13 protein-coding genes and 1 pseudogene are annotated in these 15,961 nt (G+C 72.6%); 3 read left to right on the top strand and 11 right to left on the bottom strand.

The window, feature by feature from the left end:
- Positions 1-33: 33 nt before the first annotated feature.
- From DEJ47_RS08180 to DEJ47_RS08160, 5 genes and pseudogenes are all read right to left on the bottom strand, one after another.
- The gene (locus DEJ47_RS08180) at positions 34-438 is read right to left on the bottom strand and encodes an ectoine synthase (protein WP_150166377.1); all 405 of its coding nucleotides are present in this window, start codon (positions 436-438) and stop codon (positions 34-36) included.
- 52 nt (positions 439-490) lie between these two features.
- The gene (gene ectB, locus DEJ47_RS08175) at positions 491-1,762 is read right to left on the bottom strand and encodes a diaminobutyrate--2-oxoglutarate transaminase (protein ID WP_150166375.1); all 1,272 of its coding nucleotides are present in this window, start codon (positions 1,760-1,762) and stop codon (positions 491-493) included.
- Between the two features lie 122 nt (positions 1,763-1,884).
- Positions 1,885-2,436: a diaminobutyrate acetyltransferase gene (ectA, locus tag DEJ47_RS08170; protein WP_150166373.1), complete on the bottom strand. Its 552-nt coding sequence runs from the start codon at positions 2,434-2,436 to the stop codon at positions 1,885-1,887.
- Positions 2,437-2,786: 350 nt separating this feature from the next.
- Positions 2,787-3,311 carry a DinB family protein gene (locus DEJ47_RS08165; RefSeq protein ID WP_150166371.1) on the bottom strand — a complete coding sequence of 175 codons (525 nt, stop codon included), beginning with the start codon at positions 3,309-3,311 and terminating at the stop codon, positions 2,787-2,789.
- Positions 3,312-3,374: 63 nt separating this feature from the next.
- Positions 3,375-4,471: pseudogene (locus DEJ47_RS08160) on the bottom strand (pyridoxal-phosphate-dependent aminotransferase family protein).
- A gap of 135 nt (positions 4,472-4,606) precedes the next feature.
- Between DEJ47_RS08160 and DEJ47_RS08155 the strand changes: the two are divergent.
- Both DEJ47_RS08155 and DEJ47_RS08150 read left to right on the top strand, forming a co-directional pair.
- Positions 4,607-5,704: an amidohydrolase family protein gene (locus DEJ47_RS08155; protein WP_150166369.1), complete on the top strand. Its 1,098-nt coding sequence runs from the start codon at positions 4,607-4,609 to the stop codon at positions 5,702-5,704.
- A 318-nt stretch (positions 5,705-6,022) separates the two neighbouring features.
- Positions 6,023-6,958 carry an SCO1860 family LAETG-anchored protein gene (locus DEJ47_RS08150; protein WP_150166367.1) on the top strand — a complete coding sequence of 312 codons (936 nt, stop codon included), beginning with the start codon at positions 6,023-6,025 and terminating at the stop codon, positions 6,956-6,958.
- A gap of 84 nt (positions 6,959-7,042) precedes the next feature.
- On the opposite strand, the gene cobC is transcribed toward DEJ47_RS08150, so the two are convergent.
- A complete protein-coding gene (gene cobC, locus DEJ47_RS08145) occupies positions 7,043-8,509 on the bottom strand; it encodes an Rv2231c family pyridoxal phosphate-dependent protein CobC (protein WP_150166366.1) in 1,467 nt (488 codons plus the stop codon).
- 73 nt (positions 8,510-8,582) lie between these two features.
- Here cobC and DEJ47_RS08140 point away from each other — a divergent pair, with 73 nt between their 5' ends.
- Complete coding sequence (locus tag DEJ47_RS08140; protein WP_150166365.1) at positions 8,583-9,314, top strand: ZIP family metal transporter; 732 nt, start codon at positions 8,583-8,585, stop codon at positions 9,312-9,314.
- A gap of 14 nt (positions 9,315-9,328) precedes the next feature.
- Here DEJ47_RS08140 and DEJ47_RS08135 read toward each other — a convergent pair whose 3' ends face one another.
- Genes DEJ47_RS08135 through DEJ47_RS08115 form a run of 5 tightly spaced genes read right to left on the bottom strand, consistent with a single transcriptional unit; the run spans position 9,329 to position 15,948 of the window.
- On the bottom strand, positions 9,329-10,726 hold the full coding sequence (locus DEJ47_RS08135) for a cobyrinate a,c-diamide synthase (protein WP_150166364.1): 1,398 nt from the start codon (positions 10,724-10,726) through the stop codon (positions 9,329-9,331).
- Positions 10,720-11,328, bottom strand: a complete 609-nt coding sequence (gene cobO, locus DEJ47_RS08130) for a cob(I)yrinic acid a,c-diamide adenosyltransferase (RefSeq protein ID WP_150166363.1) — start codon at positions 11,326-11,328, stop codon at positions 10,720-10,722. The genes DEJ47_RS08135 and cobO overlap by 7 nt, the downstream gene beginning before the upstream one ends.
- Complete coding sequence (locus DEJ47_RS08125; protein ID WP_150166362.1) at positions 11,328-13,421, bottom strand: putative cobaltochelatase; 2,094 nt, start codon at positions 13,419-13,421, stop codon at positions 11,328-11,330. Before DEJ47_RS08125 ends, cobO begins: the two co-directional genes overlap by 1 nt.
- Positions 13,418-14,995 (bottom strand): cobyric acid synthase, encoded by a 1,578-nt coding sequence (locus tag DEJ47_RS08120; protein WP_150166360.1) that lies wholly within the window; start codon positions 14,993-14,995, stop codon positions 13,418-13,420. Before DEJ47_RS08120 ends, DEJ47_RS08125 begins: the two co-directional genes overlap by 4 nt.
- A complete protein-coding gene (locus tag DEJ47_RS08115; RefSeq protein ID WP_150166357.1) occupies positions 14,992-15,948 on the bottom strand; it encodes a cobalamin biosynthesis protein in 957 nt (318 codons plus the stop codon). Before DEJ47_RS08115 ends, DEJ47_RS08120 begins: the two co-directional genes overlap by 4 nt.
- Positions 15,949-15,961 lie beyond the last annotated feature (13 nt).

The following is a 15,961-nucleotide window of genomic DNA, read 5'->3' as shown; positions in this document are numbered from 1 at the left end:
TCTCGTACGGCCCTGTTCGGGATGTAGGTGGTGTCAGTCCGCTTCCGGCTCCGTGAGCAGCGGGTACACGCCGTTCTCGTCGTGGTCCTCACGACCCGTGACGGGCGGGTTGAAGACACAGATGCAGTGGAAGTCCTCCTTGATCCGCATCGTGTGCTTCTCGTGCCCGTCGAGCAGGTACATGGTGCCCGGCGTGATCGTGTACTTCTCGCCGGTCGTGTCGTCGGTCAGCTCCGCCTCACCCTTGGTGCAGACGACGGCCTCGATGTGGTTCGCGTACCACATCGACGTCTCCGTGCCCGCGTACAGGATGGTCTCGTGGACGGAGAAGCCCACGCGCTCCTTGGCGAGGACGATGCGCTTGCTCTCCCAGGTGCCCGAAGCGGCCTTCACATGCCGGTCGGTGCCTTCAATGTCCTTGAACGAACGGACGATCACGGTGAGTTGGTTCCTTTTCTCTTACGGTGCCGGGGCTCGGTAGGGCGCTCGGTCAGGCGGTCTCGCGTACCGCGCGGGCCAGCGTGCGCAGCCCCTCGTCCAGCTCGTCGGGGGTGATCGTCAGCGCCGGAAGGAGCTTGACGACCTCACCCTCGGGGCCGGAGGTCTCGATGAGCAGGCCCAGTTCGAAGGCCCGCTTCGCCACGGCGCTCGCCCGGTCCTTGTCCAGGAACTCCATGCCCCAGACCAGGCCGCGACCGCGGAACTCCTTGATGTCGGCGCGGTTCTCGTCGGCGATCGAGGCGAGCGCCTGCTCGACCTGCTCGCCGCGGGCGCGGGTCTGCTTCTCCATCGCCGGGCCGTCGGTCCAGTACGTCTCCAGGGCCGCGGCGGCCGTCACGAACGCGGGGTTGTTGCCGCGGAACGTGCCGTTGTGCTCGCCCGGCTCCCACACGTCCAGCTCCGGCTTGAACATGCAGAGCGACATGGGCAGGCCGTAGCCGCTGATGGACTTCGACACCGTCACGATGTCCGGCGTGATGCCCGCCTCCTCGAAGGAGAAGAAGGCACCGGTGCGGCCGCAGCCCATCTGGATGTCGTCGACGATCAGGAGCATGTCCCAGCGCTCGCACACGTCGGCGAGCTTGCGCAGCCACTCGGCGCGGGCGACGTTGATGCCGCCCTCGCCCTGCACCGTCTCGACGATCACGGCGGCGGGCTGGTTGAGGCCGGAACCCTGGTCCTCCAGGAGCCGCTCGAACCAGATGAAGTCGGGGGTCTGACCGTCGAGGTAGTTGTCGAACGGCATCGGCGTGCCGTGCACCAGCGGGATGCCGGCGCCCGCCCGCTTGAAGGCGTTGCCGGTCACCGCGAGCGAGCCGAGCGACATGCCGTGGAAGGCGTTCGTGAACGACACGATCGACTCGCGGCCCTTGACCTTGCGGGCCAGCTTCAGCGCCGACTCCACGGCGTTGGTGCCCGTCGGGCCCGGGAACATGACCTTGTACGGCAGGTCGCGCGGGCGCAGGATGACGTTCTGGAAGGTCTCCAGGAAGGCGCGCTTCGCGGTCGTCGACATGTCGAGGCCGTGCGTGACGCCGTCCCGCTCGATGTAGTCGATGAGGGCGCGTTTCAGGACCGGGTTGTTGTGGCCGTAATTGAGCGACCCGGCTCCGGCGAAGAAGTCGAGGTACTCGTGGCCGTCCTCGTCGTACATGCGGCTGCCCTGCGCGCGGTCGAAGACCGTAGGCCAACCGCGGCAGTAGCTGCGCACCTCCGACTCCAGGGTCTCGAAGACGCTCAGGTCGGGCTGGGTGATGGTCACAGCGGATCTCCTGGGAGATGGAAAGGCGTGGGAGGTGGGGGGAGTTACGGGTGGTGCTGACGGTGCGAAGCGTGCTGGTGGTGCGTGTCTCGCGGGCATCGCCTGGGGGGAGCGAGGGCGGATCAGTGGTCCAGTGGACCGATGCGGTACAGCACCTCGGGCTCGTGGCCGTCGTCGGGGAAGAGCCCCGCGTCGAACAGGACCTTCCGCTCGACCGACGCGCCGTGTCGCCGCGCGAAGGAGAGGAAGAGCCGCTCGGACGCGGTGTTCGAGGGCGCGATCGTCGTCTCGATCCTGGTCAGCGCACGGCCCGCGGCGACCCTTGCGGTCAGTCCTTCGAGCAGGGCGCCGGCGAGGCCGCGGCCGCGCTGACCGTGGTCGACGGCCACCTGCCAGACCATCAGGACGTCGGGGTGCTCGGGCCGGATGTAGCCGGTGATGAACCCGACCGTCTCCCCGTCGGCGTCCCGGGCCACGACGGACGTGGCCGCGAAGTCGCGGCACCACAGCAGATAGCTGTAGGACGAGTTCAGGTCGAGGACCTTCGAGTCGCGGGCGATCCGCCAGATCGCGGCGCCGTCGGCGACATCGGGACTGTCGAGTCGCAGCCCCTCCGGCAGTTTTTGGAATTTCGCTTGCAGGTCGGTCGGTAGATCGGCTTGTGCAGCGGTCATGCGGAGTGAATTTACCGAGCAATTTCTTGAATTGCATCGGGGGGAGGGGTTACACAAGGGCGCCTCATGTGTTATCAGGCGTGGGTGCGCGCCCGCATGAGGTCTTGGCCTTTTAGGGTATTTTGTCCCGTACAAACTTCGCGAAACGGACGCGATGTGGAGTACGTCACATGGATGTGACGTGTCTTGCACGCGTCCGAATTGGGGGGTTTGATGCTGTCGAAATCTTAGTGTTTAGGCCCCGGGAAAGCGGGCAGAAGAATACGGGAAGCTGTGCTTCTCAGTTTATAAATAATTCGTGAGAACGTGCGCGGGAATTCAAAGTGACGCAAAGGAGCGGAGGCGTGGATTCACGATCCGGTGACCCCGTCGATACGCTCCCTGAGCAGATCGGCGTGACCGTTGTGCCGGGCGTACTCCTCGATCAGATGCACCAGGATCCAGCGCAGGCTCACGACGTCCTCGCCGCCCATGACGGCCGCCTCCTCGGCGCCGAGCCGCCCCGTGTCGTCGGGCGAACGCCCCGCGCAGATCCGCCGGTTCACCGCCACCTCCCGCTCCCACACGGCGAAGACCTCGGCGAACGTCCGGGACCGGTCCAGGGCGAAACCGCTGCGGTCCCCGTAGAGCGGCGGCACGTCACGCCGCGCGAAGACCCGCTGGATCCAGTTCCGCTCCACCTCGGCGAGATGCTGCACCAGGCCGAACAGCGAGAGCGGGGACGGCTCGACGGGCGTCCGCAGCGTCTGCTCGTCGACGAGCCCGGCGCACTTCACCGCCAGAGTGGCGCGGTGCAGGTCCAGCCAGCTCATGAGCGTCGTCGGCTCGTCGGCGGTCAGGGGCGGGATGATGCGGCCGTCCGGAAGTGTGGTCACGACAAGCACGGTGCCATGACGCGGCGGACGGCCGCAGGTGTTCCGTGCGGAACGAGGGCGGGTTCAGGCCGTCTCGAAGACGTCCGTCACCGCGCGGCGGGCGCCCTCCAGGTCCACCACGACGCCCGTCTCGCCCAGCGCGGCACCCAGCGCGGCCAGCGACGCGTGGACGACGCCACGGGTCGCTTCGGGGCCGTAGTGGTTGACCCGGATCATCTCCTTGGCGAGCGCCCCGCCCCCGGCGACCAGCGGAAGCGCGGGATCGGCGGCCAGCGCCCCGGCGACCAGCGCGGACCCGGCGGCGTCCGCAGCGTCGTGGCGACCGGCGCCGCGTCCACCGCGTCGTGCACGTACGGCTCAAGACCCCCGCCGAGCGCGATCGCCCCCGCCCGGACCGCCGCGGCGGCCGCGGCGTGCCGCGCCATCAGAGCCTCGAGACCCTCCGCCTCGATGCGCTCCACGCACGCCTCCAGCGCCAGCATCTCCAGCTGCGCCGGCGCGTGCAGCAGCGCCTTCCTGCCGCCGTCGATCCACCGCTCCTTCCAGTCCAGGAGGGAGAGGTACGAACGGCGCGGCGCCCGCGGGTTCGCCGCGATGCGCTCCCACGCCCGCTCGCTCACGGACACCGCGGAGACCCCCGCGGGACCGCCCATCGCCTTCTGCGCGCCGATCACGCACAGGTCCACGCCCCACGCGTCCGGCAGCAGCGGCTCTGCGGCCACCGAGGCGACCGCGTCCAGCATGAACAGCGCGCCGTGCTCCCGCACGACCGCGCCGATCTCCGCCACGGGATTGGTGTTGCCGGTCGCCGCCTCCGCGTGCACCAGCGACACGAAGTCGATCTCCGGGTGCTCGGCGAACGCCTCACGCACCTGCTCGGCCGTGACCGCGGTGTGGAACGGCACGGCGAGATCGATGACGGTCGCCCCGCAGTCGCGCAGCCAGTCACCGAACGTCCGGCCGTACGGACCGGTGATCACGTTCAGCGCGGTCGTGTCCGGGCCCGCCGCGCCCCGGATGCATCCCTCCAGGGGCAGCAGCGCCTCGCCCTGCATGATCACGACGTCCTGCTCGGTGGCGAGCAACCGGGCCACCCGTGCCTCGATGGCGGCGAACTGCTGGGCGCTCAGCGGCGCCAGGTCCAGGAAGGGGTGCGTCACAGTACTGCTCACGTCACTGCTCATTTCGCTCACGAGTTCGTCCGGGATGCCGTACCGAGCGTACCGATCGGCCGTCTCCCGGGCGCACCGACCGGCCCCGTACCGGGCGTTCCGGGTGCCTCCTAAGCTGCTGCCATGAGCGATCACGCGGTGCTGCACGTGAAAGGGCGGGTGCTCGTCGGACCCGACGACGTACGGGACGAGTTGTGGGTGGTCGGGGGGCGGGTGACCTACGACCGGCCCGTCGGCACCGCCGCCGACGACGTCCGTACGGTCGAGGGCTGGACCCTGCCCGGCCTGGTCGACGCCCACTGCCACGTCGGCCTCGACGCGCACGGCCCCGTCGACGCGGACACCGCGGAGAAGCAGGCCCTCACCGACCGCGAGATCGGCGCCCTCCTCCTGCGCGACGCGGGCTCGCCCTCCGACACCCACTGGATCGACGACCGCGAAGACCTCCCGAAGATCATCCGCGCGGGCCGCCACATCGCGCGCACCCGCCGCTACATCCGCAACTACGCCCACGAGATCGAACCCGACGAACTGGTCGCGTACGTCGCGCAGGAGGCCCGGCGCGGCGACGGCTGGGTCAAGCTCGTCGGCGACTGGATCGACCGTGAGGCGGGCGACCTCACGGCCTGCTGGCCCCGCGACGCGGTGCGCGCGGCGATCGCGGAGGCGCACCGCCTCGGCGCCCGCGTCACCGCCCACTGCTTCGCCGAGGACTCGCTGCGCGACCTGGTCGAGGCGGGCATCGACTGCATCGAGCACGCGACGGGCCTCACGGAGGACACGATCCCGCTCTTCGCGGAGCGCGGCGTCGCGATCGTCCCGACGCTCGTCAACATCGCCACGTTCCCGGACCTCGCCGCCGGTGGCGAGAAGAAGTTCCCCCGCTGGTCGGACCACATGCGCCGGCTGCACGCACGCCGATACGACACGGTGCGGGCCGCCTATGACGCGGGCATTCCCGTCTTCGCGGGCACCGACGCGGGCGGCTCGCTGCCGCACGGCCTGGTCGCGGCGGAGATCGTCGAGCTGACCCGCGCGGGCATCCCCGCGCTGGACGCGCTCTCCGCGACGACGTGGGGTGCGCGGGAGTGGCTCGGCCGCCCGGGGCTCACGGAGGGCGCGCCGGCGGACCTCGTGGTGTACGAGGCGGACCCGCGCGACGACGTGCGCGTGCTGGCGGCTCCGCGGCGGGTCGTGCTCAACGGCCGGGTGGTGGGCTGAGGGGTTGACCTGGGCGTTACGCGGGGGCGGTGCGGCTCGTTGGGTGTGGCCGCCGACGCGGCGGGGGCGCTCCTTGGCCCGGTCCGGACTGTTGCTGAGGTGCTCCCTGGGAACGCCTGTGCCGCAGGATTCGAATGGAAGGCCGGAATCATCCCGTTGGAGTGAACTCACGTCAGGTTGCTGACCGTTCACTCTGTGTGCGTAAAGATTCCGGCGTCGTCCCTCGTCGATGTCGGGACGACGCCATCGGCGCGCACGCGATGTCCCCATGTGGCGTGCGCACCCGGTGGCCCCTTTCTCTCGTGAGGTCCCACCACAGTGAACAGCCAGACCTTCTGTAACGCCCTCCGCGCGCATGGCCGTCGTCTCTCCGCCGTTGCCGTCACCACCGCGCTCGCCGCCGGTCCCGCGGCGCTCGCGGGTGCGGGGTCCGCGCACGCCACGGGCGGCGACAGCCACAAGGGCGGGCGGGCCGACGCCGTCGTGCTCCGCACCGGGCTGAACGTCGCCCTGCTCAACAAGACCGTGAACGTCCCGCTCAAGGTCGCCCTCAACGAAGTCCGGGCACCCGCGAGCGCGGAGAAGACCGCGCTGACCGCCCGCCTCGACGGCGTCGACGGCGGCCGCCCCTTCAGCGTGCTGCGCGCGGACGTCGCCACGGCGAAGGCGACGGTGCGGGGCGGCACGGCGCGGGGCTACAGCAACATCGCACGCGCCAAGGTGCACGTACCCGGACTTCCGCTCCTCTCCCTCGTCGAGGTCGAGCAGGTCACGTCCAAGGCGGTCTGCACGGAGGGCGAACGACCGGTTGCCGAATCGAATCTGCTGGGTGCGGTGACCGTCCTCGGCAAGAAGGTCACGCTGACGGCGAAGGGCACGACGGAGGTGAAGGTGCCGGGGGTCGGCGAGGTCACCCTCGCCCTCTCCAAGACGCACACGACATCACGCACGGCGGCGGCGTCGGCGCTGGAACTCACGGTCTCCGTGAACCCGCTGAAGCTGAACGTCGCCGAGGTGACGGGAACGGTGACGCTGGCCGGGGCGGGCTGCGAGACACCGGTGGGCGTGACGCCGCCGAAGGAGGAGGGCGAGAAGCCGCAGGGTGAGCCGGAGAAGCCGATCGAACCCAAGACGGAGGCGAACCTCGCGGAGACGGGCGGCAACTCGCTGACACCGTATGTGGCGGGGAGTGCGGTGGTCCTCCTGGTGGCGGGCGGCGGAGCGGTGACGCTGGCGCGGCGCAGCAGGGGTTAACCACGGAACACGGGGGCGGGTTCAGGCGCCCGCCCCCACTCCCACGGGAGGGTGCGTGGGTGTGATCCGTCGCGGAGCGGCGGCCTAGTCCGCACCCCCCAGCGCAGCGACAAACGCCTCGAGAAACGCAGCCGACGTGAGCCGATCCCTGACGGCGAGCCGTATCCAGTCAGGCCCCAGCCCAGGAAACGTGTCGCCACGCCGCACAGCGAACCCCCGCCCCCGAAGCCGTTCCCGGACAACACCGGCCCCCGGCACCCGCACCAGCACGAAGGGGCCCTCCGCGGGCTCCACCACGCGGACCCCGAAGGGGCCCAACTCGGCGAGCCCTGCGAGGAGGTGCGCACGGTCCGAGGCGACGCGGTGCGCCGCATGCCCCGCCTCCGCCACCGCACGGGGCCCCACGCACGCCCGCGCCGCCACGAGCGCGGGCGTCGACACCGGCCACAGCGGCTGCGCCTGCGCGAGGGCTTCGATCGTGTCGGGGGAGGCGAGGACGTACCCGATCCGAAGCCCCGCGAGCCCCCACGTCTTCGTGAGGCTGCGCAGGACGACGAGCCCGGGTACGTCCGTACGCCCCGCCAACGCCTCCCGCTCGCCCGGCACCGCGTCCATGAACGCCTCGTCGACCACCAACGTCCGCCCCGGGCGGGCCAGTTGAGCGATCGACGCGGCCGGATGCAGTACGGACGTCGGATTGGTGGGATTGCCGACGACCACCAGGTCGGCTTCCTCCGGCACCACCGCCGCGTCGAGCCGGAACCCGTCCTCCTCGCGCAGCAGCACCCGGCCCACCTCGTGCCCCGCGTCCCGCAGCGCCGCCTCGGGCTCGGTGAACTGCGGGTGGACGACATACGGGTGCCGGACCTTCAGCGCGCGGGCGAGCAGCACGAACGCCTCCGCCGCGCCCGACGTGAGCAGCACGCGGTCCGGCGTGAGGCCATGGCGCGCCGCCACCGCCTCCCGCGCCTCCCGGCCGTCCGGATACGCCGCCAGATCGTCCAGGGACGCGGCGATGAGTTCCTTGAGCCACGCCGGGGGAGTGTCGGACCGTACGTTCACGGCGAGATCGGTGAGGTCCGCACCGTCGTCGCGTACCTCCGCGTCCCCGTGGTGCCGCAGGTCGAAGGACGCGGCCGAACCCCCCGCGGCAGAACCCCGAGCGCGAGCCACGACCGCACACGTCGCCATCGCGGGACGCCCCGCGGGCGCCGACTTCCGCTTCGGCACGAGGAGTTCACCGCCGCCCCGCAGCGCCGCCGCCTCCGCCACGGACGGCGTACCCACCGCGGCGCGGGACCGCGCGGTCGGGTTCGGCACCGTCACGTCCGACAGCTCGGCCGCCGTGTACGTCACGACCGGCACCCCGAGCCGCGCCGCCGCCCCGACGATCCCCGGCTCCGCGCCCTTCACGTCGACCGTCGCCAGCTCCGCGACCGCGCTCTCGGCGAGGCCCGCTTCGCGTACCGCGTCCCGGACCAGGCCGAGCACCTCCTCCACCGGCGCGTCCTCGCAGGCGCCGACGCCGACGACGAGCACGACGTCCTCCATGGAGTGGGTCCTTTCGTGTGGGGTGGGGGCGGTGGATGTGCGGAGCAGGGGGTCAATCGGCTAGCAAGGGGCCATGGCGGTGTTCGTGGCGCTCGGCGCCTTCCTCATGACCCTGGTGGGCGGCTGGACGGCCCAGCGGGTCACCGACCGGCGCCATCTCGTCCTCGGGCTCGCGGGCGGCCTGATGCTCGGAGTTGTCGGCCTCGACCTGCTGCCGGAGGCGCTGGCCGCCGCGGGGCGGCCCGTCTTCGGCGTACCGGCTGCCCTGCTCCTCTTCGTGGCGGGCTTCCTCGTCGCCCATCTGGTGGAACGGCTCCTCGCGGGACGCCGGGCCGCCCACGGCGCCGACGAGCACGGGGGCGGGCGGGTGCCCGAGGTGGGGCTCACGGCCGCCGCGGCGATGGTCGGGCACAGCGTGATGGACGGCGTCGCGATCGGCGCGGCGTTCCAGGTGGGCGGCGGCATGGGCGTGGCCGTGGCGCTGGCCGTCGTCGCCCATGACTTCGCGGACGGCTTCAACACGTACACGCTCACGAGCCTGTACGGGAACGCCCGCCGCAAGGCGCTGGCCATGCTGTTCGCGGACGCGGTGGCCCCCGTGGCGGGCGCCGCGTCGACCCTGCTCTTCACCATTCCGGAGCAGTTGCTCGGCAGCTATCTGGGGTTCTTCGGCGGCGCGCTGCTCTACCTCGCGGCGGCGGAGATCCTGCCCGAGGCACACCACGACCACCCGGCCCGCTCGACCCTGCTGTGCACGGTGGCGGGCGCGGCGTTCATCTGGCTGGTGGTGGGCATCGCCGGCTGAGCCGCCGCCCGCGGTCACGGCGTGCACCGCTCGACGAACCGGCGCGCGACGCCCGGCTCCGCGGCCCAGTGCGTGTGCAGGTAGCTGGCGTGCACATTGCCCTGTACGAAGCCTTCGACGCGCCGCTCGGGCCGGTGCAGGCCCCACGCGGGAACGGGTCCCGCCCCCGGCTCCATGACGGTGCGGTGGAACTCGTGGCCCCGCATGCGCGTGCCCGCGGGCGCGAGGACGCTGTCCGACACGGCGACGGCCTCGCGGTACCCGAGCGTCAGCCGCTCCGACATCCGCGCCCCGGCGTCGAGCACCCCGCACATCGGCTTCCCGTCCAACTCACGGGAGAGGTAGAGCAGCCCCGCGCACTCGGCGGCGACGGGTGCCCCGGAGCGGGCGAGCTCGGCCACGGCCTTGCGCAGCGTCTCGTTGGCCGACAACTCCGGCGCGTACACCTCGGGGAATCCGCCCCCGATGACCAACCCCGCCGTGCCGTCGGGCAGTTGCTCGTCGTGGAGGGGGTCGAACGTGACGACGTCGGCTCCGGCGGCGCCGAGCAGCTCGGCGTGTTCGGCGTACGAGAAGGTGAAGGCGGGCCCACCGGCGACGGCGACGAGCGGCCTCTCCCGCGTGTCGGAGGCTTCAGCCCGTCCGGCGCTCAAGGATGAACCCGGCGACGCCGGTGATGTACCGGGCCCCGCGTGGGGGTCCCACGCCTCACCCGGCAGGGACGGCGCACTGCGCGCCAGCGCGAGAAGCCCCTCCAGGTCGCACCCTTCCCGCACCCGCGACGCCAGCGCCGCCACCGACTCCACCGCATCGCCCCGCCGCTCGGCGACCGGCACGAGCCCGAGGTGCCGCGACGGCGTCTGCACCTGCGCGGCACGCCGGAGCACACCGAGGACCGGAACCCCCGCCTCGTCCAGTGCCTCCCGCAGCAGCGTCTCGTGCCGGTCCGAGCCCACCTTGTTCAGGATGACGCCCGCGACCCGCACCTCCGGGTCCCATGACGCGAAACCGTGCACCAGCGCCGCCACCGACCGCGACTGCGACGACGCGTCGACGACCAGGACGACCGGCGCCCGCAGCAGCTTCGCGACGTGCGCGGTGGAGGCCAGCTCGCCCTGGCCCGCCGCCCCGTCGTACATCCCCATCACGCCCTCGACCACGGCGATGTCGCACCCGGCCGCGCCGTGCGCGAAGAGCGGCGCGACGAGGCCGGGCCCGCACAGGAACGCGTCGAGGTTGCGGCCGGGCCGCCCCGTCGCCAGCGCGTGGTAGCCGGGGTCGATGTAGTCGGGCCCGACCTTGTGCGGGGAGACGCTGAGCCCCGCCGCCGTGAAGGCGGCCATCAGACCCGTCGCGACGGTCGTCTTGCCACTGCCCGACGACGGCGCCGCGATGACGAGGCGAGCTACCACTCGATGCCCCTCTGGCCCTTCTGCCCGGCGTCCATCGGGTGCTTGACCTTCGACATGTCGGTCACGAGGTCGGCGAAGTCGATCAGCTTCTGCGGCGCGTTGCGGCCGGTGATGACGACGTGCTGCGTCCCCGGGCGGTCGCGCAGGACCTCGACGACCTCGTCGGTGTCGATCCAGCCCCAGTGCATGGGGTACGCGAACTCATCGAGGACGTACAGCTTGTACGTCTCCTCGGCGAGGTCCCGCTTGACCTGCTCCCAGCCCTCGCGGGCCTTGTCCTCGTTGGTCTGCTCGCCCTCGGCGGGGGCCCGCTGGATCCACGACCAGCCCTCGCCCATCTTGTGCCAGGCGACCGTGCCGCCCTCGCCCGTGGCGCCGAGGACCTTCAGCGCGTTCTCCTCGCCGACCTTCCACTTCGCCGACTTCACGAACTGGAAGACGCCGATCGGCCACCCCTGATTCCAGGCTCGCAGCGCGAGCCCGAACGCGGCGGTCGACTTGCCCTTGCCGACGCCCGTGTGGACGAAGACGAGCGGACGGTTGCGGCGCTGGCGCGTCGTGAGACCGTCGTCCGGCACGACGCTCGGCTGTCCCTGCGGCATTAAGCGGCCCTCCTGGAAGGCGAGTTCATTCCCTGTACGTCCTTGACGAGGCCGGCGATCGAGTCCGCCCGCAGCTCGTCGAGCGTCACGACCGTCCCGCCGAGCTCACCCGCGAGCTGCCCCGCGAGACCGAGCCGTACATAGCCCGACTCGCAGTCCACGACGACCGAGGCGACCCCGTCGGCCGCGAACAGCCCCGCCGCACGGCCCGCACGCGCCACCGGCTCCACGCCCCCGGTCGCCCGCCCGTCCGTCACCACGACGACCAGCGGACGCCGCGCGGCGTCCCGAAGGCGTTCGACGCGCAGCACGTCGTGCGCCTTCAGCAGACCCGCGGCCAGCGGTGTCCGCCCGCCGGTCGGCAGCTTCTCGAGACGGGCTGCCGCCGCGTCCACCGACGACGTCGGCGGCAGCGCCACCTCCGCCTCCGTGCCGCGGAACGTCACGAGCCCCACCTTGTCGCGCCGCTGATAGGCGTCGAGGAGGAGCGAGAGCACGGCGCCCTTGACGGCGCTCATCCGCTGCCGCGCCGCCATCGACCCGGAGGCGTCCACGACGAACAGCACGAGGTTGCCCTCGCGGCCCTCCCGCGTCGCCTGCCGCAGATCGTCACGGCGTACGACGAGACCGGCGCCGGAGCGCCCGCGCGCCTTCTGGTGCGGGGCCGCGGCCTGCACGGTGGCCGCCAGGTGCAGCTTGGTCAGGGCACCGCGGGGCCGCCGCGAACCGGTGGTGCGGCCGTGCTCGGTGCGGGCGCGCGAACGGCGTCCCGCGGCGCCCTCGCCGACGCCGGGGACGCTCAGCATCCTGGTGCGGAACGGCTCGGCGGCGCGTACGGCCTGCTGCTCGCCGGGGCCCGACGGGGCGCCCGCCGTGGGGGCGGGCTCCTGCGGGGCGGACGAGTCGTCGCCCGGAGTGTCCTGCGCTTCCGGTGCGTCCGGGCCCTGGTTCTGCGCGGGCAGCTCAGGGGAGTCGGGGCCGTCACCGGCCGGGGGCTGCCCGCCGCCCCCGTCAGGACCGTCGCCGTCCGGGCCGCCTCCGTCGGGGTCGTCGTCGCCCTCCGGCGGCTCGGGCTCCTCGTCCTCGCGCGCGTCCTCCAGCGCCTCGTCGAGCTTGTCCTCGTCGAGTCCGGGCGCGTCGAAGGGGTTGCGGCGCCTGCGGTGCGGCAGCGCGAGCAGCGCGGCCTGCCGCACGTCCTCGCTGAGGACATCGGTGCGGCCCGCCCACGCGGCGAGCGCCGTCGCCGTGCGCGCCATCACGATGTCCGCGCGCATCCCGTCGACCTCGAAGGCCGCACACGTCGCCGCGATCTGCCGCAACGCCCCGTCGCCGAGGACGACTCGGGGGAGCAGTGCCCTGGCCGCCACGACCCGGTCGCGCAGTGCCGACTCGTCCTCGGACCAGCGGCCCGCGAAGCCCTCGGGATCGTCGTCGTACGCGAGCCGTCGCCGTACGACCTCGACGCGCTGGTCCGTCTCGCGGGACGCGGCCACCTCGACGGTGAGACCGAACCGGTCGAGCAACTGCGGCCGCAGCTCGCCCTCTTCGGGGTTCATCGTGCCGACGAGCAGGAACCGCGCGGCGTGCCGCACGGACACGCCCTCGCGCTCGACGTACGAGGCGCCCATCGCGGCGGCGTCGAGCAGCAGGTCGACCAGGTGGTCGTGGAGGAGGTTGACCTCGTCCACGTACAGGATGCCGCGGTGCGCGTCGGCGAGCAGTCCGGGCTCGAAGGCCTTCACGCCCTCCGCCAGGGCCCGTTCGATGTCGAGGGCGCCGACGAGCCGGTCCTCGGAGGCGCCGACGGGCAGCTCGACCATGCGCGCGGGCCGCGCGGTGGCACCCGCCGACTCGTGGGGGCCGTCGGGGCAGTTGGGGTCGGGAGCCGCCGGGTCGCACGAGAAGCGGCAGCCGGCGACGACCGGCACCTCCGGCAGCAGCGCGGAGAGCGCGCGCACGGCGGTGGACTTGGCGGTGCCCTTCTCTCCCCGTACGAGTACGCCTCCCACGGCGGGCGATACGGCGTTCAGCAACAGCGCGAGCCGCAGGTCGTCCTGCCCGACGAGGGCGGTGAACGGGTACGGGGTACTCACAGAGCCTCCTTGGTGCGTTCCGGTGCCGCCGGCGGCGCGCCGGGCGCGATGAACGGCAGGCCCGCCGGCGGTCCCTGTTCGATCAGGTTCCACAGCGCGTCCGTGTCCGCGTGTTCTTCGATCAGGTCGCCCAGCAGGTCGAGCTGCTCCTCCCGCAGCGCGCCGAAGCTGGTGTCGGGGGCGGGCACGAAGCGGCGGCCCGCCGCGCGGGCGACCTCGGTGAGGAACCGGCGCCGGAACGCGTCGCTCTCCAGCGACCCGTGCCAGTGCGTGCCCCACACCTCGCCCACCCGGCAGCCGTCCAGGAAGGGTTCGCCGCCCGTCACCTCGGCGACGCCGTGGTGGATCTCGTACCCCTCGACGGGTTCGCCGAGTGCCTCGCCCACCGGCCGGGCGAGGGTCTTCTCGCGGGCGAACCGCACCCGCACCGGCAACAGCCCCAGCCCGTCGACGGAACCGGCGCGCGACTCGACGTCGTCCTCGATGTGCTCGCCGAGGACCTGGAAGCCGCCGCAGATGCCGAGCACGGGGCGGCCCTCGGCGGCGCGGCGCGCGAGGGCGTCCGCGAGGCCGCGCTCACGCAGCCACCGCAGCGCCTTCACGGTCCCGCGCGTGCCCGGCACGATCACGAGGTCCGCGTCGACGAGCTCCTCCGCCCGGTCCACGAACCGCACGACCACACCGGGTTCGGCGGCGAGCGCGTCCACGTCGGTGAAGTTGGACATCAGCGGCACCGCGCACACGGCGACGCGCAGCACGTCCTCGCCGACCGGCGGCGCCACCACGGACTCGCGCACGGCGCCCCGCAGGGACACCCGCAGGCCGTCCTCCTCGTCGATGCCGAGCCCGTGCTGGAACGGCAGCACGCCGTACGTGCGCCGTCCGGTGAGACCGAGCAGCATGTCGAGCCCGGGTTCGAGGAGGGAGACGTCGCCGCGGAACTTGTTGACGAGATACCCGGCGACCAGCTCCTGGTCGGCCGCGCTCAGCAGCGCCGTCGTCCCGAAGAACGAGGCGAAGACCCCGCCCCGGTCGATGTCCCCGACCACGAGCACGGGGAAGCGCGCGGCCCGCGCAATGCCCATGTTCACGATGTCCGTGCGCCGCAGATTGATCTCGGCGGGGCTGCCCGCGCCCTCGCAGATGACGGCGTCATACGTGCTCCGGAGCTCCTCCAGGCAACCCACGACGGTGTCGAGCAGCGCCGCCTGGCGTCCCCCGTGCAGCCTGTCCCCGGGGGACGACCCCTCAGACCCCCCGAAGAACCCGCGCGCACTCATCTCGCCCACGGGCTTGCCCATGAGGACGACCTGGCTAGAGCGGTCGCCGCCCGGTTTGAGCAGCACGGGGTTCATCAGCGCGCTCGGCTCGACGCGGGCGGCCTGCGCCTGCATGGCCTGCGCCCGCCCGATCTCGGCTCCCTCGCGCGTCACGAACGAGTTGAGGGACATGTTCTGCGCCTTGAACGGCGCGACGGACACCCCCTTGCGCGCCAGCCACCGGCAGATGCCGGCGGTGACGACGCTCTTCCCGGCGTCCGATGTGGTTCCGGCGACGAGCAGTCCACCGCTCACGAAGCTCTCCTTGACCTCAGTCGGGCGACGCCCGCGACGACCGCGACGCCGAGCGCCAGCCCGCTCACCCGCCGGGACAGCTTCACCGCCCGCTCGATGTCCCTCACCTGTACGTCGCGCCCGTCCGCGTTGAGCACGGGCCGGTGCTCGACCCGTCCCGCGTACGAGAGGGTCCCCCCGAGGCGTACGCCCAAAGCCCCCGCGAAAGCGGCCTCGACGGGACCGGCGTTGGGGCTCGGGTGGTGCGCGGCGTCGGAGCGCCAGGCGCGCACCGCCTCCGCGGGCGCGTCGCCCGCGACCACGGCCAGCGCGGCGGTGAGCCGCGCCCCGGGCCAGCCGAAGACGTCGTCGAGCCGGGCGGAGGCCCATCCGTAGCGCCGGTAGCGCGCCGACTTGTGGCCGACCATCGCGTCGAGGGTGTTCACGGCACGGAAGGCGACGAGCCCCGGCACGCCGCCGAGCGCGCCCCACACCAGGGCTCCCACCACGGCGTCGGAGGTGTTCTCGGCGACGGACTCCACGACGGCCCGCGCGATCCCGTCGGCGTCCAGGGCCTGCGGGTCCCGCCCGCACAGATGGGGCAGCCGCTCCCGGGCGACCTCGATGTCACCGGCTTCCAGGGCCCCGCCGACGGCCCGCGCCTCGCGGCCCAGCGAGGTGCCGCCGAGCACGGCCCACGTCGCGGCGGCGGTGAGCGCCACGGTTCCGGCACGGCCCGCGGCGGAGCGGCGTACGAGAGCGGAGGCCAGTGCGGCGGCGCCCGCGGCGCCCCCGGCGCACACCGCGGTGTGCAGGGCGCCCCACCCGCGGTGGTCCCGCCACAGCACCTGTTCGACGGCGCCCGCCGCCCGGCCGAACGCGGCGACCGGATGGCCTCGGCGGGGATCGCCGAGCAACAGGTCACCGAGGAATCCGGCGGCGGCGCCGTACGCGAAATCGCGATCGGCACTCATGGCGTTGTGTGTC

Source organism: Streptomyces venezuelae (assembly GCF_008642355.1).
GTDB lineage: Bacteria > Actinomycetota > Actinomycetes > Streptomycetales > Streptomycetaceae > Streptomyces > Streptomyces venezuelae_B.
Note: the sequence above shows the minus strand (reverse complement) of the source record. Positions and strands in the feature narration are given on the sequence as shown.